Consider the following 18,023-nt stretch of genomic DNA (forward strand, 5'->3'; position numbering starts at 1 on the left):
GCCTCACTGCAAATGCGAGGGTGCTGGCTTCGCGCCAGGCCGCAGCCATGGAAAGCCACAGCCACGCCCAAAACGCGGCAACGCTGGACAGAAGCGGCAACGCCAACGCGGCGGGCGGGACGTTGCTGGCAGTCCGCAACCTCGGCGAGGGGTTGACCACACTGGCCACCGGTGGAAGCGAGACCCGGCCGCGCAACGTCGCTTATTACCCCCGAATTCACGCTTAGGCTACGCATGGATCCGAGGGTGATAGGCGACGTTCGTCCCACGGGTTTCACCCCCCCCTGTCTGTTCGATGTATGGCAACGAACCACCTGCGGGCCCCTTCTCGTAGAAGTTGTCCCCGCTAGCCTGGCCGCCAGCAAGCGTGTTTGCAGCGCCACCCACAGCGTAGAGCGTCGAGAACGGGGTTGCTGTATTCGTGCCGCGCACCCTGTGACCGTGCAGGCGCAACGCATCGTCCTGACGGCTGGCCATAGCTCTTGCATTTGCAGTGAGGCGGACGTCAAGCGTGAATACGAGGGTGGTAGGCCACGTTGCGCGGGCGCGTTTCAGCGGTGCCGGCGGCGTCGGTTGTCATGCCTGAGCCGTCGAGCAAGGCCCACGCCTGCTCGCCAGTGACGGCCTCAACGCGGTTCTGGCTGACGCGAAATCCGATGCTGTGCGCGTGCGGTTGAACAGCCTGCGCCTGGCGGCTCGCCAGCGCTCTCGCATTTGCAGTGAGGCAGACGTCAAGCATGGATACGAGGGTGATAGGCGGTGTTTCTCGGGCGAGTTTCACTGGCGGTCCTTGCGCCACCAGCGGCGGCCGAAAAGGTCAACTGGTCATCGGCCAACGGGCTTGCGTCCGTGGCCGATACCAGACGCGGCGAAGGGCTGCGCGCGCCGGCAGCGAAGCCAAACGCACCAGTAACTCCACTGTTGCCGACCAGGCTGTTTCCGTCGTTCAGGCGCCGAAACCCCAACGCGCCAGCAATCTGTTGCATCGCATCCGATTGCTTGCTACCCAGCGTCCTCGCATTTGCAGTGTCAGCGTCAGTTCCGGTGAAACGGCGGAACATATCGCGTAAATCAGGCACCCGGAATTGCGTGGCCGAGAAGTCCGAGAACCAATGCGCGCCGCGGTTCGCCTGCCAAATGGCCTCGGTCTTGACCAGGCCCTGCTCCTGGGCGTAGCCCCAGAGGCGGGCGTAGTCCGCTTTCGACAGCAACCCGCCGATCGCGTCGACCTCACTCACCAACGGGGTGGCTGTATGTCCATCCAGCGGTCGACCGCAAAGCGACGATCGGTAGCCGTTGAAATAGGCACTCGCCGACCAACGCCACACCTCTTCGCACTCGGTGACGATGATGGGGCCGATGTCCTGCGTGGGCAGTGCAGTAATGGAGAAGATAGGCGGCCGATTCCCCACGGCCGTGGTGATCAGCTTCTGGATCGCCTTGAGCAGCAAGGTGTTGTCGTTGCGATTCAACGTCTGGCCGCCCCCCAGGATGACGGACACAAGTTCTTCCTGCATACCGTTGAAGGCATAGGCGGGCCACTGCGTTGCGGGCTTGTTGGTAGCGGGGTTGCCGTCGGTCGCCCACCCGGGCGTGCCGGTCGCAGGTGCCGTATCGGCCTGCTCCTTGGTAACGGTGTATGGTGCAATCAGAAGGTCCATTCAGGTCTGCTCCGAATACGAGAAATTGAGCAATGTGTGCGCAGGCTTCGAAGCCAGCAGCTCACATTGCAGGACGTTGTTATTCCAGTAGGCGAAAGGGCCGCCAAACGAATCGCCGAAGTGAAGCCGGTTGACGGTAAAAGTAGGCGCATTCACCTGCCAGGCATGCGCCCAGTCTTCCCCACCAAAAGGCGTGCCGAAACGCTTTCCGAATCGGGATGGCATAAATTGCCTCACGACGACGTCATAGCCCAGACGGTTCGCCAACCCGGTGAAATACGGTATCGACTGCCCGCCCGTAGCCGTAAGCCTCGCGACAAGCTGCGCCCGGCGCGCCTGGATCGTCGGCGCCGGCCCGGCACATGGGTCCGGCAAGCCCAGAGTCAATTCCCACTCTGGAAGGAGTTCGTAGGTCGAGCCAGGAAAGGCATCAACCAGAAGTTGATTTGCGCGTGCCGTATTGACCTCGTAAACCGTTACCAGGCCAAGCAAAGCGCGACTCTGGACGCTGCTTGCATCCCGCGACCAAACCCGCCCCCGCGGCAGGAGGCTCATGAACGCCTGGAGGAAGTCTCCAGCTCGTAGTTTCAAGCCCATCCCTCACCCCTATAGGTACGTGACGCCACCAAGCGTTGGCAGCTGTCCAATCACGTTCGTGACGTTGCCGGGGTATACGGTCACAACGCCATTAACTGTGCCGGCGACCTCGACCAGAAGCCACCCCGAAGCGCCCGAGACGCTGTTAATCGCGCCCTCGATGTCATTGCGGTTGATCGTCCCGCCGCGGGCATCTCCAGTTCGAAACAGCACATCTGCCAGCGCGGCCGAAATCGCGCTTCGCGTCGCCGCACCGGCGCCAGAAAGTCCAGACAACTTGAAATGCAAGCTGTTATCCACTGGCGCGCACGCGAAGACCAGAGCGGTAACGGGCTGCAGGCCGATCAGCGCATCAGCCAACACCAACTGGTCGCCCGTTGCGACGGCGGCACGCGGCAAGCCGTCAGGCCCCTGATCATGCTGCGACACGCCGTTGTTTCCCTGGGGAAATCCACCGTGCGGAGCCTGTGCAGTATCCATCATGAACCGCACGACCACCGTGCCCGCCCCCATGCCGTTGGGCGAGCACCAGGCACGGCTTACCCCCGGGACGGCCAGCGCCCAGCGGACGTAGTCATCCGCGTTGCCACCGTGCGGCGTCTCCTGATAGGCGGCAATGACACGCTCGCTGTATGCGTCCGGGGACTCCACATCGGCGCCGGTAGCGATCGCGCCCACGACTGTGCCAGTGGATTGCAGGCCCGTGATGGTCGATGAAAGGGTCACAGGCGTGCCGGCCGGACAATTCCCCGCCGCTCCAGCCTCTGTAGCACGAAGGACGACAACCGCCTTTCCGTCCAGGCCGACCGCTTGAGTCGCATCGACCGTGTAGGCCGTTCCATCCGCCCGCTTGATTTCGACCCCGGCGCTGATGACCACCCCGGCCGTCCCAGTGAACTGGGCGGAAATCACGGCCGCCACGGCGTCCTTTCGGAATACATTCTTCATCGCCCCCCAGCCCGCCAGGTATTCGTCCGTCGCGGTCCAGGGGACTGCTTGCTTTGAGATCCAGTCGATATAGCCGAAGTGCAGGTGCGCAAGGCCGGCTTGAGCGACGCCCAGCACGCGCAGGACAGCTTTGCGCAGGAGCGCATTCGCTCCATCCAGGGTCGCGTTGATATCCGCCAGAACCTGATTTCTCAGCTCTGACAACGTTGGACGAGAAAATGGCATATCAGTTGATTCCGTTCCAGGCCCAAAGGTATTTCCCCGTGTGCAGGGAATCACCGCCAGGCGAATAGGCAATGATCTGGGCGCCGAGAAAGGACTCTCGGACCCACTCCACGCTGATGTCGAAGCGCGCCACAACCCCGTCGTCGATCAACCACTTCAGCGCCTCGGCCAGATAGTCGTAGGCACGGTTCAGCGTCGTCTGGGTCTGCTTCTCTCGCTGCAGGAGCCAGAGCTTGCTACCCAAAGGCGCGTCAGGGGCGAACTGGTCGCCCCACCAGCCACGAGGATCACCGGTTCCATCCGGGATGACGTCGTCGGGGGCTGCCATTGCGTCAGTGAAGACGCTTACCAGCATGGCCGTCGCAAGGTCCGCGCCGGTGACCAACGCGCCTTCGGACAGCAGCCAATCGCCGTGGGCAACGCCAGCATCCCAAACTGTGCGGATATCGCTCATTGAGCCTCCCCGGGCCTTTCCGATGTCACAGTCGAACCGCCACCCTGAACGTTCTTCACCGGATGATGGTGGTCGTTGTACACATCGCGCATGCCCTTCATGGTCCGATCGTTGGTCTCGAAGTTGTCTTGCATGTCGCCCGACGACTTGACCATAGGCGCCTGCAACTCGATCCCTCCAGGCGCAACGATGGTCAGCTTGCCGCTCAGGTTCCAGGTCACATCTTTCGCGTTGTTCACGACAACGTCCTGTCCGCCGGCATCAACCACGATCCCTCCAGCAGCAGTCAGGTAGACATACTTTCCGTCTTGGCTGTACAGCTTCGTTTCACCGGCCAGCAGACCGCGCGGCCGACTCCCTTGATGGTTGACGCCGACCACCATCGTGGACGATCGGTCGCCCGAAACCGCTGCCAGAGCAGCGTCAGATCCCACCGGAGGATTCGACGTAAGGCCGAATTCCTGCGGACGCACCCGCCTGTCCGCCACTTCCAACCCGCTGGCCCTCACCTGCATCAACTGCACCGGCCCACTGTCGTCCACAGCCGTGACGACACCGCGCCCGACCATCATCTGGAGCCGGCGCCACAGCCTTTCGATTGCTTGTTCCATATCACCCCACCACTTGATCCGGTGCGAATTGAGCCCAGATGAAGGGCTGCTGATAGAAGGCCTGCGGCGGCATCAGCAGAACGTCGCAGGTTGTACCTGCGCGTCCGCGGTTGTAGGTCGTCTCGGCGATCAACCACGAAACGGGAGCGGCCTCTGATCCCAGCTTCAAGGACGGAATCGCAAGGGAAGCCATTGTGTTGGGCGTGTACAGCGCGCCCGACGAGTCCCGCCAGCTGTCGGTGTTCAACCGGACAAAAAAAGACCGTCCCTGCCGCCGAGACATTTCCCACTTCGCCCTGTCTTCAGCCACCATGCTTCCGCCCAGAAGGTTCTCCGACAGCACAACCCGCGGCCGATATCGAGGCACGCTTTCATCCACCAGATGCGCGATCTGGTTCGGGGCGCCACCTACATCGCTGAACTGATCCAGCCCCTGATATATCGCGTAGTAGTCGCTGAACTTCTGATCCATCGAGTACGACGCGACGGCCGAACCGATATTCACGCCCTCCTGAAAGCCACTAGCCGCGGCCTGTAGCCCGATGCCCGACAGCAGAAGATCACCCGACGGTGTGTCGTACAGCAGGAGACCGCGGTATCGGCAAACCCGCTCCAGAATGTCATACGTACTCTCGCCCGCGATGATCACCACCTGCTCGATGGGTGCGCCTTGGTTCGTACCTTCAGCCAGGCTCGCCTTGATCCCGAACGGTGCGCAAAGCGTCTGAGCGATATACAGCGCGCTGGCATTGGTGAGCTGGAACCCATCGAATACCGCAGCGCAGTCCACGATGTCCTGGCACTTGCTGCGGCCCACCAGCGTGACCGAATGTGCGCCGTCGGTGAACGAAGGCACGAAGCGATCGACCCAGCCGGTGGAGACGCGATCGCCTCCGAGGAACACTTCGCAGTAATCCCCGGGCTGTACCTGCATATCCGGTCGCGTCGCGATGGGATAGCGGTCAGTCATCTTCACCAGGAAATCAGAGGGGCATCGCTCGATTCCCCTCGTGAACCGCACCTCCTGCCACCCCCCAAGAACGCGCGTATTGGACAGCTCATAGCCCCGTCCGACACGGGTCGAAGTGGACACACGCAGCGTCAGATCATCACTATTCATTTCGACAGTGCCTCAAACTCGGGCGGCATAAACGCCGGGTGGATAGGATTGACCTGGCGGACCAGTTCTCCGGCTCGCGTCGGATCCCGATAAATTCGGTTTGCCAACGTCAGCGAAGGTTGAGAAGCGTTGAAGGAGAACACCCCCATCTCGGCCAGATCTCCACCCCTCGATTGAAAATCGGCAACGACGGCTTTCCGCAGCTGACGCAGGGCGTCATAGCTGGCGTCGTCGCCGCCGTCACCGGCAATCAGGATCTCGGAATCGAGGATGCCCACGACCTCCGTCTGCACCCGCGATGCATCCTCCTGCGAGAATGGCTGATACTCCGCGGCCACTTGCGCCAGCGCAGCAATGGCCACGCGACGCAGGTGCGCCGAGCATGCGTCGTTCGCCGTCTTGATGGCGATGCCAATGGGAGACTCAGTCGACTCACCCGCGGGCTGGAAGGTGGCGAGTCGGCCGAGCATTGCCATCCCGTCCGCAGGGTCCACCGCGGTCGCGGCAACCGACTGCACAAACGCATTGGCAGCGTCGCCATACGCCGCGGTGTCGGCAATGTTTGCCGCGGCCTGCTGCAGCTTGACGCCAGCGGCGACCACTGCCGCACTTGCGGCCACGTTGGCAGCTAGCAAGTCCGCCGCCGATGCACCGCTGGATGCCTTGCGATTGGAAGTCAGAAAGCCTGAATTTCCACCACCAAACAGCCGGCCGAAGTTGCCGCGAAGGCTCGACACCGCGTTAAATACGCGACGCACACCATTTACGATGCCCACGGCCATCTGGTAGTAGCGCACAGCGGTATTCACAACCTGGCGAACCACCGCAACGCCCTGCTTGATCGCTGCAGCGACCCTGCGCGCCATGTCCAGCAGGCTGCCCTTCCGAACCGCGTCCGCTGCCTTGCTCACCTGGTCACCCGTCGATTCGCCGGCCTGCGGATACTTCCGCTCGCCGCTGACGATGAGCGACATGGTGAACTCGAACACCCGCCCCAGGTCCTTTCGCTCTTCCAGCTCCAGATCCAGGCAGACGACGTTGGCGACAGTCCCCAGCGTGGGATGAACCAACGTCTTCGGACCGGCGGTCTCGCAGACCGTCAGGAAAGCTTCCCGCTGGCCCACCACGCCCCCACCGCCGTATATGGCGCTGTCCTCGATGAGGAACCCATGGATCCGGAACTGCCGGGGCAGCTTCCCCTGATCCTCAGCCCACACTTCATCTCGATATGGGTAGACATGGACGGCCTGGCGGCGTCCGGCGTGCAAGCGCGCCCCGTTCACACCGAACGGGACGCCGCCATAGGACGCCTGCTGTAGCGAAGCTTCCCAGCTGCCGGCACCAGGCCCCAATAGGTCGCCAAGAGCGTTCGCGACGCCACCAATGCTGCCGGCTACCTTTACGACGTCCGAGATCTTCATGGCATAGCCCCCAGGCCCATTGAATAGTTCACGCGCGTCGACATCCCCGTGCCATCCCCACTTGTCGCATCGACGCGTGTACCCGGCGGTGCGGACACGTTGACTTGAAGCGTTAGCTTCTGCAGGGACGCATCGAGCGCATCCTTCAGGCCGTCAAACCCTGGGCCATTGCCCATCCCAGGCGCACCGGCGGCCGCGTTCGGCGGGGTGCTGCCCGATTGCGCAGATCCCGCGGCACCACCGTTCATGGCGCCGAAGATCCGGTCAGCCATAATCCCGCGACGGTACTTTTCCCCCTCCACGTCCGCAGGACGCTCGTGGTACTGCGACACGATGGCCGCGGCCCGATTGGCATCGGTCGCCCGCGCCAAGAGGTCACCCGCGACACGCTGCTGGCCGGGGCCGTTGCGCAGCTCCCAGTCAAAAAACTTCAGCTGGTCGTCCAGCGTGGAATCGCGAATGTCACGCTTGAACACGCGTTTGAAGTCCTCCTGGCGGTCTGGGTGCCACTGCCCGATCCCATACGCCTTGCCGCCATCCCCCACGCTAAAGGGATTTCCGCCGGACTCCTGAAGAATGTTCGCCGCGATACCTGCGGCCTGTTCCTTCGACCAACCCATACCCATGAACTTCTGGGCAATCTCCAGGATTTTCGGATCGCTCGTTCCGCCAGGCGCGTACTCCCCGGGACTCAAATAGCTCTTTCCCTGCGCCCGGCGAGCGCTCGCAAGCGTCGCATCTTCTCCGGCGTTTAGGTCCTTGCTGTAGAAGAGCGCGCCGGCACCAACCGCATACGGATTCAGGAATCGAGCCAGCCACGGCGCGCGTGCCGCAGCAGCTCCAGCGCCGGCGGCACCTGCTGCCCCTGCGCCGGCCGCACCGCCCGCCGTAGCCTTGAGCGCAGCCGCCGCAGCCTCTGCTGCCGTCAGGCTCGCCACAAGCGCCCCGATCGAAAGGCCCCAATCGGCCAACGTCGCCGCAAACTTGATTGCGACGATGCCAGCCAGCACGTTGCCCCAGCCGCCAAATGCATCGGCAATCTGGTTCACGCGGTCGTACCAAGCCCCCCAGTCGACGCTAGTGATCCAGGAAGTCAGTTTCCCGACCGCCTCAGCGAGCCTGTCTGCAATGTTCACGCGGTTCTCGTCCAGCCATGAGGTCAGCTTTTCGATCATGGGAGTCAAGACCGGGATGAGTTTGTCGCCGATGGTGTTTGCAAGGGCGCCCGTGCTGGCCTTCAGGCCGTTGATCTTGTCCTGGAACGCCGACGCGCGTTCAATCGCGTCTTCGCCGAAGATATAGCCACGCCTGCCAGCTTCGGCGCGGTCTGCGTCGAACGTACCGCGCTGAATCATTGGCAGTAAAGCGCCCATCCCGAGCGCATCCGCCGCCGTGCGCTGCCCCGCGGGGTTCTTGATCTTCCCCAGTGCGGCCAGGATGTCGTGCTGCGTTCGCTCGTAGTCGATCTGACCATCCTTGCCGCGGGAAATCCTCACGCCCAGGCGCTGCATCAGCATCATGGCCTGCGGGTTGGCCCCGAGCGCCGCCTCTCGGATGGTGTTCTGCGATGACAGCATGCTCTGGTCGAACTGCTCCGCCGTCACCCCAGCCCGCTTGGCGGCGTAGTGCCATGCTTGTAGCCCGCGCGTCGACATTCCCAGCTGGCGGGACGTCCGCTGCAGGCTCGATCCGAGGTCACCCCACCGCTGCGCCAGAGCGCCAACGCCGGCCGCCCCCGCCAGGCCGACAAGTGCCGACATGCCAGGAATGATCGACGAAATGCGATCAGCAGCAGTCCGGGCGCCCTGCGAAATCGAATTCAGGCCAGACGTGATCTTTCCCAGCGCAGTCGCGCCGGTCTTGCCGATGCTGGTCAGGCGTCCAGACATCCGCGCAGCTCTATCCCCAATACGCGAGAATGAGTCGCCGACCTTGTTGCCTACTTTCGACGCGTTGTCTATCGCCGAAATTCGGAATGCCAGTTCATTGGCCATGTTGTGCCTCCAAGCGCTCTGCCATGTCGTGCCACCACCGCAGCTCACTCAGCTGTAGCCCGAGAACGTCTCGCGGCGGCCAGGCGTAAAACTTCGCCGTCGCCGCCGCCATCAGCCCCCAATCAGGCACTGGCCGGACTACTTTCCCTCGCGGGATTCCTCGTTCTCGGCGTCGGCCTTGTCATCGTCGCCGGCCATGAACGACGTCAGGTAGTTGGCGGCGGTGGTGAAATCGCGCGCCCCGATGCGGTTGATCACCGCAATGGGCGTGCCGGACACTTTGGCGATGAGCTTGCGCAGCGCATCGCCAGCGTCCTTGCCGCTTTCCCTGTTGAAGGAAAGAACTTCTTCCACGATCGGTTCGCGGAGCGGCAGCTCGGTGAACGTTTCGGCGTCGGAGCCCTGGCCCAACGTGACGGGCTTGCGCAGGGTGATGGTCAGTTCGTCGGGGATCTCTTTTTTCGGCATGTCAGTTCGCAGTCTGTTCGGAAACGAGGGGACCTTCGAACTTGACGTCGAAGGTGGCTTCAGTGGTGTCGACCTCCTGCGCATCGACGCAGGCCATGCTGCGGCCCACCACGGTCTTGCCGTTGGCGAGCTGCAGCACCACCGTCGCATTGCGCATGCGGTTGAAGTCATAAACCGTCAGGCTCCCCGCATCGCGGGCAGTGAAGGAAATCGAGCCAGCGACCGGCATTTCCTTGACGCCGTGATAGCCGTCCTGGCCCACCAGGCTGGTGCGGGTAACGGTGGAGGGGCTGTACTTCGCCGCCCCTTCCAACATGTAGGAATTGCCGTCCACCGTGATTTGCGCGGTGCCGGCCAACAGATTCGCCATAATCGGCTCCTATAAATGAAAACGCCGCCCGAAGGCGGCGCTATGCCACAGCCACGCGGGCTTACGCGCTGGCGGCCTCGCTGGCCGGCACGATGTTGCTGAACTGCATGAGCAGGGCGAAGATGCGCAGCTGGTTGATCAGGATCGCCGGATACAGCACGTCCACCCGGTTGGGGTTGGTGCGGTTCTGCTCCACGATCAGGCCCTTGGCGAACACGTCCGCACCCTGCACCCAGCCGCTGTCGTCCTGCATGGACTGGTAGTCCGCAGTCAGGTCGGCACGGATGGTGCTGGGCGTAACGATGTTGGATCCGGGCGCCGGCCGCGTACCATTGGCCGCCAACTTCTTGCGGGCGTACTTGGAAGTCACCACCAGCTTCAGGCGCCGCAGGACCGCCGTCAACGTGTTCATCGTCTCGACTTCCAGATAGCTGTTGTCCGGCTGGCCGAACGCGTTCAGCTGGTAGGTCGTGATGAGGTTTTCGATCGCCACCGTACCGTCGTCCGCCACCGTGAACGTGCTGATGCCCGTATAGAGCAGCGTGTTGCGGTCGGTCAGCTGGAACCGCGACTCCAGCGGCGGCGGCAGGAAGCTCGCCAGCGGCACGGTCTGCATCGGCTGGGCCGGGTCTGCGCGGCACGATATCGCCGCTGCTGCCGTCAGATCAGCGGCCAGGATCCACGAGGGCGTCGGCGAATTGTTGAACCCCATGATGGATACATGCTCGTCGTTCCGGGTGGCGCCAAAGGTATGGCATTCACCCAGCGTTCCGCGGAAGCCGCCGTAGGCATGCCCATACAGGCCCTTGGACCAGCTCCAGCGGCCGGTCGTCGTGGACAGGAATGCCTTGACGGCATTCAGGGATGCGGCGTCGCTGTACGGCATGGCGATGAAGTCGAAGGTCATGTCGCCCAGGTTGGCCAGCGCAGTGGTCAGCGTCGGATTGACCTGACCGCCGGACATCGGGGTGATGGTGACGCCCAGCCCCACCGGGAGCGCTTCGCCACTCAGTGCGCCGTAGAAATTCAGGCGCACGTCGATGTCATTGCCCGATAGGCCCTTGTTCTTGGCCGTCAGGTTCACCTTCGTCGTGGTCCCTGCATCCACCGCAGCCGTCACCGGCAGGTCGGCCGCGGCATTGATCTGTGCCGCCAGAGCCGTCGCCAATTGCGCGGTCGTCATGCTGGGCGTGCAAACCAGCGACACCACCGGCGAACCGGAGAAAGCCGCAATGTAGAGGGACAGCACACCGGTGGCCGTCGCCGCCGCAGTGAAGCTGATAGCGCCCTTGGCTTCGGTGGCGGACGCATCGTCCGCCACAGGGAGATACCAGACCTCACCGAAGCTGTCACGCGCGCGATAGACGGCCGTCATGAGCGCCAGCATCGAACCCTGGCCGCCCAGCACCTTCGCTTCGTTGGCGCCCTGGGAAATCGCCGGCTTGCCGGGAACCGCGGTGCCAGCGGCCGTGATCTGACCGATGATCAGCGCCCGTTGGTTGATCTGACCGGTGTTTGCGCGACTCGGGTCGATATCGGCGTAGAAAAGCGGCACCCGCAGATTCTGCGGGATGTTGGGAAACGGGATCATTTACTTGCCCCCCTTATTGGGCGGTGCCGGCGGCACCTCGTTGGTGGCCGACTTTTGCGCGCCAGGGGCGTCCGCTTCGACCACGTCGCCGTCGCGCAAGCGCGCGGCCCAGTACAGGTCGTTTGCGTCCACGGGCATGCCGTCTTCAGGCATGAATTGTTTGCGTACCGGGTCGAACACCGTCAATCCCGGGCGAGGTTTGATGTACATGCGAAGCTCCTATTGCGGAAGGTCAATATCCAAGCCGGGGACAGCGGTGCCGTCAGGCACCTGAACACGTGTGTCCACCCCTTCAAGCGGGTTTGTGGGCACGGGGAAGAAATCCTCCGGCCCTTGCACGAACTCCAGGCCCAGTTCCACCAGGACGCCTCCCAGGTGTTCTGCGGCGTCTTCCGGCCCTCGCGTAATGCGCGTGCGAAAGTAGGAAAACTGGTTGAGTTCCTGCATGAGCGGCGGGTAGTTGATGACTGCGGCCTTGATCTGGTCCCGCAGCGTCTCCAGCTTGACCTGCAGGGCCGCTGCGCCGGCGTCGTCCAGCTCGCCGGCGTGGGTAGCCCTTGCTTCGATCACCAGCGCCGAGGTCACGGTGAAGGCCGGGGCTCCGCTTCGACCGAACGACACGCCATCCTCATCGTTCGTTCGCACGAACAGGACGGGATACTCCCCATCCCAGGTCGCCTGGTCGCGCGGCGAATATGCCCGCGAGCCCGCGTCAGTGGTGCCGGTCAACGCCTGCACGGCCAACGCACGTAGTTGGTTTGTCGTGGTCATAGCTTCTTCAGTTTCAGGTGAACCCAGCCCATGCCGTCCGGCTGCTGTTCGAAGACGAGGAACGATTCGCCCGTCTTCTTCCGGGTGATGCGGTCATCCTTCGCCGGCGGCCGCGGCAGATCGGCGAGGCGAAAGCCCGCACTCGGTGCGGTCGTCACCCAACCGACGCCGCCCTCGCCGTCCTGGAATGCCGTCTTATAGGCATCGGTAAAGACGCCGGGCACATCCTTGGCTTTGCCGCCGCCTGCAGGTTGATAAACCAGCTCTTCACCAAACGCCGTGTTAATGGCCTGGCTGACCTGGTCGTAATCAACCATGTCAGCCTCGGCGGATCTGCGGACCGGAGCCGGACCCGAAACGCGGACCGTTGCCCCGCTGAATCACCGGCGCATCCGGGTCTTCCAGGAAGCCGAGCTGCCGCAGCCGCTCGACCTCGTCTGCTGGCAGATCGACTTCGTCGCCGGCCACCAGCGACTTTCCGTCTTCAGCCTGCAGGACCCGCCCGCGCGCCACAATGGCCGTTACGGTCTTCGCTCCGGTCGGTCCCTTGTCCTTCTGATTCGTGGCGCCGCTCATCATTCCACCGCCGGATCGCAGACGTTGGCCGACAGGCAGGCATTCACCCGGCTGGGGATGATGATGGGGGACGACTGCATCATCAGCAGACGCTGGGCCGGGTCTTCCTGCACCCAGGTCTTGGGCGCGAACGGCAGCGATTGGTAGTTGAAGGCCGGATCCATGATCTGGCCGAACGCGCGGGTGCCCTGCAGGTTGGGGCCAGACATGATCAGGTCACCGTCGTACAGCATCGGCCGCTCGACGTTGTTCTCGTCCACAAACCAGTCGTTGTACAGCCACAGGTCGAACTGCCCCCACTTGCCCTTGTAAACGGCGCCATGCTTGATCTCGGCGCCAGGGTTGATCGCGTTGCCGAACGGCGCCTGGGCAGGCCAGACGATTGCCCCCTTCAGCGCCGGATCGAGGATGAATCCCGCCCACGAGCTGGGCGTAAACACCAGCTCCGATACCGTCGCGCCCGAGCGCTTGAGGACACGGGTCGCCCACGCCTCGATATCGCGGGTGGGAGAGGCTGTGCCCGCCGCGATGTTGCCGGCAGTCCACTTCCGCCCCAGAGTCAAGCCAACCGTCAGATCCGGCGCCCGGCCGAAGTCCACGATCACGGTTTCGAAACCTTCACCTTCGATGGTGACCTGGCCCAGACGCAGCGCGCTGGCGGCCATCCATTCCAGGCGGCGCGTCAGGATGTCAATCTGGTCCGTCATTTCGGCTTCCAGGTTGGCCATTTCACGCTCGATGCCCTTCAGGTCGCCACCGATTCGCTCGCCGATCATGCGTCGCACCGGCTTGAGCAGATCCGGTGCGCGCTTGTCCTTGATGTAGGCAGGCTTGAAGGTGTTGGTCTGGAAGCGGCGCTGTTCGACCAGCTTGCCTTCGACCAGAGGCGAAACAAACGGCGCCATGCGGCGCATGCCGATGTCAACGTCGATCGCGACCTCTTCGGTATCCGAAGTCACGAGGTTGGGGAAGAACCGGTCCAACAGGAAGGACTGAGCGGTTTTCAGGTTCGGAACGACCCCGATCAGGTCGATCGTGGTATAGGACAAAGAGGACATTCGTCATCTCCAAAAATTCTTGGCGGATACGAAAAAGGCCCCGCTGGGCGGGGCCTTTTCCATGCGTTGCGCTTGGGTTTAGGTCGGGTCGGCGGCCGAAACCGACGACTTGATGTGGATGGCGTACTGCCGCAGCGCCGCAGTCAGCGCGGGCAGCGTCCAGCTCGGGTCGTAGTGCAGCGCGCGGCCGTTGACCTCGACCTGCACATAGGCCCCGGCGTTGACAGGGCCGGCCGTGGCATCGGAGTAATCAGCCAGAATGGCCGAGGGGACCTGGCTGCCGTCGGTCGCCCCCTTCACCGAGAGGACGAACTGACCGACCGCGTCGTTGACGTCGATAACGAACGTGTCGCCGGCCGCGAACGCCGTGGCGCCTGCTGTGATGGTGAACCCCAGGCCGCCTTGCGTGTAGGCCGTCCCCACCGCCGCATTTGCGAGCGTGGTGCCTTCCGGGTCGACCACCTTGAACGTGGTCGCGGCGGTCGCGGTCAGCTGGTAATTCCCCAGCTTCGCACCGGCACCAACGACGACGGCCCCGATGGTTCCATTGCCCGTATTGGTGCCGGCGGCGGTAGCGACCGCGGTACTGCTCGTGATCATGCCCAACACCGCCCCGCGCGGCAGGTTGCCGGCCGCGAGGATGATGGGCTGCGAGACGATCTGCAGGCCGCCCGCGATAAGCTGATCGGGGACGAAGACATCTGCCCGGATGCCGGGCTGTTGGGGACTGTTCCCCACGGGGTTGACGGGAAGCGTCATGAGTATTGCTCCTGAATAGCTGAATTGCGGGGATCAAGCCTCGCCGCGGCGCTTCTTGCCGGCAGCGACGATCTTCTGGGCGAGGGTCATCTGGCTGTCGCCACCACCCGAACCCGGGTTGGGAATGGTCGTGCCTTGCATGCGCTCGGACAGGGTGCGGCGCGCTGACGGCGCCTGATCCGCTCGGCCAGCGTCCAGCGCTGCGATCGCGGCCTTGGACGACATGCCCGTGTCGAACGCGAAAACGCAAGCCTGGCGAGCGACGCCCAGCCGCAAGCCGTGGGCCACGATGCGGGCGCAACGCACCCGCTCGGCGGCCCTCGCGGCCTTCTTCGACTGATCTTTTTCCTTGTCGTCGCCGTCGTCTTCGGATTCGGCATCCGGGTCTTCCCCGTTTTCCAGCACATCGTCGCGCTCGTCGTCTTCGCGGTCGAGTTCTTCCATGCGCTTCGCATAGTCGTCGTCGGACTCGCCCTCCCGCTGCTTGCGCTCGTCGTCGGACTTGTCCTTGTCGTCCTCGTCGTCCTGTTCGGCGCGGGCGCTACGGGCGCGACCCAGGCTCAAGAGCGAGGCAAAGGGGGAAGAAGAGAAAGGTTTCTTCATTGCGGTAGTCTCACAGGTTGTTTACCGGCCCAGCAGGTCCAGCAGTTCAAGAAAAGCGGCGTCGGGCGCCATGACTGCGTCTGCCAAGCCGAGGCTGACGCCGGCCGCCCCCATGAAGCAGGCGGCTTGTGTTTCGCGCACGGAATCCGGCGCGATTTTTCGGTTGCGGGCGACGGTTCCCACGAACAGCTCGCCCATCGTGTTGATCTCGGCCTGAACGCTACTCAGGGCCGCTTCGGATAGCGGCAGCTCGGGGCGAAAATCCGCCTTATGGCTGCCGTAGGTGATGAACGTCACCGCCACCCCCGATGCAGTCAGCGCCTTGGAAAGATCGACGTGCATCACAATCACGCCGATCGAGCCCACCCCGCCGGTGCGAGGCACGATAATGCGGTCGGCGGCGCTGGCGATCGCATACCCGGCCGAATATGCGGATTCGGTCAGGATGGCCCAGATGGGCTTGTCACCCCGCAATCCATAAATGGTGTCGACGAGGTCGAAACAGCCAGCGACCTCCCCGCCCGGAGAGTCCACATCCAGCACGATCGCCTCGACAGCCGGATCCGCATGGGCGCTGAGAATGCTCTGCCTGATACCGTCATAGCCTGTCATGCCCGAGTAGGGCCGAAGCGATCCGAGCTTCTGCACCAGCGTGCCCTGCACCTTGATGCAGGCAACCGGGGTATCGCCCACCATGTCATAGCCAGCGTCCCGGATCGTCTCCCCGGGTTTGACCAGGTCATCGTCATAGTCGTCCCAGGCCATCGGACGCAAGTTCGCGCCGTCCAAGCGCATGATCTGACTGACGCCCAGACGCTCGGCAAGCGCAGCCATAATGACCTCGGCCTTGTCCTGACGAATCGCCAGCGGCGTGTTGAACAGCCGCTGGCCCAAGTGCGCAAAACGCATTTATTTTTCCTCCGGTAGTTGGGCGGCGTCTTTCGAATCCAACCCCTGAAGCACCGCGGGGACAGGCAAGCCCAGTCGCTCGTAGCGTTCGATTTCGATAGCTCGGCGGTCGGCCACGTCGCGCCAGTCGGTGCCGGATATCTCCGCGCATTCATCCTCAAGCGAGGACATGCCTCCGTCGATGCCCAACAACGCGCCCTGACGCTCTTTGACGATGTCGACCAACCCTCGTCCAGGCCCCATCCACTTGGCCCGCGCATACGCTGCACGCGCTTCAATGAATTCCGGGGCATTTCTCGGCATCGGGTAGTCATCCACGTCCATGGATTCCTCCAGCCATGCGCAATAAATCGGGTGGGCCTGGCCGGACGCGAAGCCAATCCGCCGACGGGCGAAGGTCTTCCACGCCTCCAGCATCGCGGACCGATACGCGCTGTAGTTCACTTCCGCCCAGTTCTGGCTGATCTGCTGCGCGGCCAGCCCCGTCCCAGCGGAGAAATGCCGCAACATGGCGCTTTCAAACGAAGCAAAGTTGCCGCTCGGCCGGCTCGATGCAACCGTGCCGATCGTCTCGCCCGGGTAGAGGTGCGTAACCCCGGCATCGCCCAGCCGAGTGCGACGCTCCTGGTGGAATTCCGAGCGCTCGCGCTGATACGCGCTGACCTTGTCCGACCCCGCCAGGGCTTCCTCAACGAGGTCAGTATCGAACGGGCTTTGAATGTACGCGGCAAAAAATGCGTTGATGATGGCCGCATCCAGCTCGGTGCTGTCGTACTTGATCAGCATCTTGAACCGCTGGATCACCGGCGTGAGAAAGCCGACCCCGCGGTGCTGCGACGCCCGATCATGATCGAAGCTATGCACCACAATCGGTCGACCCCAGTTCGTCTCGCGCGCAATGCGATCCCAGCGCACGCTATCACCCGCGCTGAACCAATCCCCCTGATGAGCGCGCCGGATGTGATACCAGGTTGGCACGCCGTAGCTATCGACTTCCACACCTCCGCGCAAAGCCTGTTGATCGAAGTTCTGCTGCGGATTGGATAGGCGGTCCGGGTCGATAATCTGCACCGCCGTCGCATACCTCGCGCGCCCGACCGCGATGCGATCAGGCAACCAATGCAGCATCGAAAGCGCATCACCGTCAATGAGGTGGTGCCGGAAGCCGAGCTGCATCATTTGCGGGAACGAGAGCATGCGCTCCGAATCGCAGTAGAAAAACGGATCATTCGCCCACGAACGCCAGTTCGCTTCCACCGCCTGGCCGAACTCGTCCGCCCAGCGGTGATCAAACGCCTTGATGCCGGTCACCGTGCGCAGCCAGCGATAGTCCGGCTTGGAAATTGGACGGAAATCCGGCCCGATGACATTGTCGACGGTCCGCATCACCGCAGCCGTTGCCCAGCCATCATTGCGGATCAGGTCTCGTGCCCGCGCCGCCAGGCGGTCGCGGTACATATTGACCTCACCGTCCGGCGAGGCGAGATAAGGATGCCAATCGCGAACGTGGCCGCCGTGCTGGTCAGCTGCGTCATAAGGCGCGTTGCCGCCAGGCGCCAGCATGGCCCCACGGCGGCGAACCGCGGGCATCGGCTTACCGTGCCTGTCCAGGATAGAAATTGAGTTTTCCATCAGCGCATCACGAAGTTAATCTGCCGGCGCCCCCGAGGGAGGATGCCGAGCAATTGCTGCAGGAGGGCGATTTCACCCTGGAGACGGCTCAAGTCGGTGGCCCTGTACGTGACCGACTTCGAGCCATCGGATTGCGCGTAGCTGGCGGCGGCCACCTGCTTACCCATCAGGAGTTCAAAATAGGCGGCCTTCAGGGCGGTCAGCCGCGCCTGCATATCCTCCCTGCTCATTCCGTCATAAACGCTCATGGCGTAC

The 18,023-nt window shown here is 63.2% G+C and carries 21 protein-coding genes and 1 pseudogene; 1 reads left to right on the forward strand and 21 read right to left on the reverse strand.

The features are described 5' to 3' along the window. A pseudogene (locus HV742_RS32105) lies at positions 1-227 on the forward strand (phage tail protein); the annotation flags it as partial. 504 nt (positions 228-731) lie between these two features. On the opposite strand, the gene HV742_RS14115 reads toward HV742_RS32105, so the two are convergent. The 21 genes from HV742_RS14115 to gpW all read right to left on the reverse strand — a co-directional run bounded on the left by HV742_RS14115 (position 732) and on the right by gpW (position 18,016). Next, positions 732-1,661: a phage tail protein gene (locus HV742_RS14115; RefSeq protein WP_175145744.1), complete on the reverse strand. Its 930-nt coding sequence runs from the start codon at positions 1,659-1,661 to the stop codon at positions 732-734. Next, complete coding sequence (locus tag HV742_RS14120) at positions 1,662-2,258, reverse strand: YmfQ family protein (protein WP_175145745.1); 597 nt, start codon at positions 2,256-2,258, stop codon at positions 1,662-1,664. Positions 2,259-2,267: 9 nt separating this feature from the next. Beyond that, the gene (locus HV742_RS14125) at positions 2,268-3,431 is read right to left on the reverse strand and encodes a baseplate J/gp47 family protein (protein WP_175145746.1); all 1,164 of its coding nucleotides are present in this window, start codon (positions 3,429-3,431) and stop codon (positions 2,268-2,270) included. 1 nt (position 3,432) lies between these two features. Then, entirely contained in the window at positions 3,433-3,885 is a 453-nt protein-coding gene (locus HV742_RS14130; protein ID WP_175145747.1) for a phage GP46 family protein, read from the reverse strand. Continuing rightward, positions 3,882-4,496 (reverse strand): phage baseplate assembly protein V, encoded by a 615-nt coding sequence (locus HV742_RS14135; RefSeq protein ID WP_175145748.1) that lies wholly within the window; start codon positions 4,494-4,496, stop codon positions 3,882-3,884. Before HV742_RS14135 ends, HV742_RS14130 begins: the two co-directional genes overlap by 4 nt. A 1-nt stretch (position 4,497) precedes the next feature. After that, positions 4,498-5,616, reverse strand: coding sequence for a phage baseplate assembly protein (locus HV742_RS14140; RefSeq protein ID WP_175145749.1), 1,119 nt, complete (start codon positions 5,614-5,616; stop codon positions 4,498-4,500). After that, positions 5,613-7,037 carry a DNA circularization protein gene (locus HV742_RS14145; protein WP_175145750.1) on the reverse strand — a complete coding sequence of 475 codons (1,425 nt, stop codon included), beginning with the start codon at positions 7,035-7,037 and terminating at the stop codon, positions 5,613-5,615. Before HV742_RS14145 ends, HV742_RS14140 begins: the two co-directional genes overlap by 4 nt. Beyond that, positions 7,034-9,031, reverse strand: coding sequence for a phage tail tip lysozyme (locus HV742_RS14150; RefSeq protein WP_175145751.1), 1,998 nt, complete (start codon positions 9,029-9,031; stop codon positions 7,034-7,036). The genes HV742_RS14145 and HV742_RS14150 overlap by 4 nt, the downstream gene beginning before the upstream one ends. Positions 9,032-9,169: 138 nt before the next feature. Next, positions 9,170-9,499, reverse strand: a complete 330-nt coding sequence (locus tag HV742_RS14155; protein ID WP_175145752.1) for a phage tail assembly protein — start codon at positions 9,497-9,499, stop codon at positions 9,170-9,172. Position 9,500: 1 nt separating this feature from the next. Next, entirely contained in the window at positions 9,501-9,869 is a 369-nt protein-coding gene (locus HV742_RS14160) for a phage tail tube protein (RefSeq protein ID WP_063568679.1), read from the reverse strand. A gap of 61 nt (positions 9,870-9,930) precedes the next feature. Then, the gene (locus HV742_RS14165; protein ID WP_175145753.1) at positions 9,931-11,460 is read right to left on the reverse strand and encodes a phage tail sheath subtilisin-like domain-containing protein; all 1,530 of its coding nucleotides are present in this window, start codon (positions 11,458-11,460) and stop codon (positions 9,931-9,933) included. After that, positions 11,461-11,670 carry a DUF2635 domain-containing protein gene (locus HV742_RS14170; RefSeq protein ID WP_175145754.1) on the reverse strand — a complete coding sequence of 70 codons (210 nt, stop codon included), beginning with the start codon at positions 11,668-11,670 and terminating at the stop codon, positions 11,461-11,463. A gap of 9 nt (positions 11,671-11,679) precedes the next feature. After that, positions 11,680-12,231: an ATP-binding protein gene (locus tag HV742_RS14175; protein ID WP_175145755.1), complete on the reverse strand. Its 552-nt coding sequence runs from the start codon at positions 12,229-12,231 to the stop codon at positions 11,680-11,682. Then, on the reverse strand, positions 12,228-12,548 hold the full coding sequence (locus HV742_RS14180) for a head-tail joining protein (RefSeq protein ID WP_175145756.1): 321 nt from the start codon (positions 12,546-12,548) through the stop codon (positions 12,228-12,230). The genes HV742_RS14175 and HV742_RS14180 overlap by 4 nt, the downstream gene beginning before the upstream one ends. A 1-nt stretch (position 12,549) precedes the next feature. Further along, positions 12,550-12,810: a hypothetical protein gene (locus HV742_RS14185; protein WP_175145757.1), complete on the reverse strand. Its 261-nt coding sequence runs from the start codon at positions 12,808-12,810 to the stop codon at positions 12,550-12,552. Beyond that, on the reverse strand, positions 12,807-13,865 hold the full coding sequence (locus HV742_RS14190) for a major capsid protein (protein WP_175145758.1): 1,059 nt from the start codon (positions 13,863-13,865) through the stop codon (positions 12,807-12,809). The genes HV742_RS14185 and HV742_RS14190 overlap by 4 nt, the downstream gene beginning before the upstream one ends. Before the next feature lie 78 nt (positions 13,866-13,943). Continuing rightward, positions 13,944-14,624, reverse strand: coding sequence for a head decoration protein (locus HV742_RS14195; RefSeq protein ID WP_175145759.1), 681 nt, complete (start codon positions 14,622-14,624; stop codon positions 13,944-13,946). Positions 14,625-14,657: 33 nt separating this feature from the next. Continuing rightward, positions 14,658-15,227, reverse strand: coding sequence for a hypothetical protein (locus tag HV742_RS14200; RefSeq protein WP_175145760.1), 570 nt, complete (start codon positions 15,225-15,227; stop codon positions 14,658-14,660). A gap of 21 nt (positions 15,228-15,248) precedes the next feature. Further along, complete coding sequence (locus tag HV742_RS14205; RefSeq protein ID WP_175145761.1) at positions 15,249-16,136, reverse strand: S49 family peptidase; 888 nt, start codon at positions 16,134-16,136, stop codon at positions 15,249-15,251. After that, positions 16,137-17,768: a phage portal protein gene (locus HV742_RS14210; protein ID WP_217482402.1), complete on the reverse strand. Its 1,632-nt coding sequence runs from the start codon at positions 17,766-17,768 to the stop codon at positions 16,137-16,139. It lies immediately after the preceding gene. Next, entirely contained in the window at positions 17,768-18,016 is a 249-nt protein-coding gene (gpW, locus tag HV742_RS14215; RefSeq protein WP_175145762.1) for a gpW family head-tail joining protein, read from the reverse strand. The genes HV742_RS14210 and gpW overlap by 1 nt, the downstream gene beginning before the upstream one ends. Positions 18,017-18,023 lie beyond the last annotated feature (7 nt).

Source organism: Achromobacter ruhlandii (assembly GCF_902859695.1).
Taxonomy (GTDB): Bacteria; Pseudomonadota; Gammaproteobacteria; order Burkholderiales; family Burkholderiaceae_B; genus Achromobacter; species Achromobacter ruhlandii.

What these genes read in the sequence shown, in the direction of transcription:
- HV742_RS14185 (WP_175145757.1), bottom strand. Translation starts at nt 12,810, where the DNA reads ATGATGAGCGGCGCCACGAATCAGAAGGACAAGGGACCGACCGGAGCG.
- HV742_RS14160 (WP_063568679.1), bottom strand. Translation starts at nt 9,869, where the DNA reads ATGGCGAATCTGTTGGCCGGCACCGCGCAAATCACGGTGGACGGCAAT.
- HV742_RS14200 (WP_175145760.1), bottom strand. Translation starts at nt 15,227, where the DNA reads ATGAAGAAACCTTTCTCTTCTTCCCCCTTTGCCTCGCTCTTGAGCCTG.
- HV742_RS14205 (WP_175145761.1), bottom strand. Translation starts at nt 16,136, where the DNA reads ATGCGTTTTGCGCACTTGGGCCAGCGGCTGTTCAACACGCCGCTGGCG.
- HV742_RS14120 (WP_175145745.1), bottom strand. Translation starts at nt 2,258, where the DNA reads ATGGGCTTGAAACTACGAGCTGGAGACTTCCTCCAGGCGTTCATGAGC.
- HV742_RS14140 (WP_175145749.1), bottom strand. Translation starts at nt 5,616, where the DNA reads ATGAATAGTGATGATCTGACGCTGCGTGTGTCCACTTCGACCCGTGTC.
- HV742_RS14115 (WP_175145744.1), bottom strand. Translation starts at nt 1,661, where the DNA reads ATGGACCTTCTGATTGCACCATACACCGTTACCAAGGAGCAGGCCGAT.
- HV742_RS14170 (WP_175145754.1), bottom strand. Translation starts at nt 11,670, where the DNA reads ATGTACATCAAACCTCGCCCGGGATTGACGGTGTTCGACCCGGTACGC.
- HV742_RS14190 (WP_175145758.1), bottom strand. Translation starts at nt 13,865, where the DNA reads ATGTCCTCTTTGTCCTATACCACGATCGACCTGATCGGGGTCGTTCCG.
- HV742_RS14125 (WP_175145746.1), bottom strand. Translation starts at nt 3,431, where the DNA reads ATGCCATTTTCTCGTCCAACGTTGTCAGAGCTGAGAAATCAGGTTCTG.
- HV742_RS14150 (WP_175145751.1), bottom strand. Translation starts at nt 9,031, where the DNA reads ATGGCCAATGAACTGGCATTCCGAATTTCGGCGATAGACAACGCGTCG.
- HV742_RS14180 (WP_175145756.1), bottom strand. Translation starts at nt 12,548, where the DNA reads ATGGTTGATTACGACCAGGTCAGCCAGGCCATTAACACGGCGTTTGGT.
- HV742_RS14175 (WP_175145755.1), bottom strand. Translation starts at nt 12,231, where the DNA reads ATGACCACGACAAACCAACTACGTGCGTTGGCCGTGCAGGCGTTGACC.
- HV742_RS14145 (WP_175145750.1), bottom strand. Translation starts at nt 7,037, where the DNA reads ATGAAGATCTCGGACGTCGTAAAGGTAGCCGGCAGCATTGGTGGCGTC.
- HV742_RS14135 (WP_175145748.1), bottom strand. Translation starts at nt 4,496, where the DNA reads ATGGAACAAGCAATCGAAAGGCTGTGGCGCCGGCTCCAGATGATGGTC.
- HV742_RS14165 (WP_175145753.1), bottom strand. Translation starts at nt 11,460, where the DNA reads ATGATCCCGTTTCCCAACATCCCGCAGAATCTGCGGGTGCCGCTTTTC.
- HV742_RS14195 (WP_175145759.1), bottom strand. Translation starts at nt 14,624, where the DNA reads ATGACGCTTCCCGTCAACCCCGTGGGGAACAGTCCCCAACAGCCCGGC.
- HV742_RS14130 (WP_175145747.1), bottom strand. Translation starts at nt 3,885, where the DNA reads ATGAGCGATATCCGCACAGTTTGGGATGCTGGCGTTGCCCACGGCGAT.
- gpW (WP_175145762.1), bottom strand. Translation starts at nt 18,016, where the DNA reads ATGAGCGTTTATGACGGAATGAGCAGGGAGGATATGCAGGCGCGGCTG.
- HV742_RS14210 (WP_217482402.1), bottom strand. Translation starts at nt 17,768, where the DNA reads ATGGAAAACTCAATTTCTATCCTGGACAGGCACGGTAAGCCGATGCCC.
- HV742_RS14155 (WP_175145752.1), bottom strand. Translation starts at nt 9,499, where the DNA reads ATGCCGAAAAAAGAGATCCCCGACGAACTGACCATCACCCTGCGCAAG.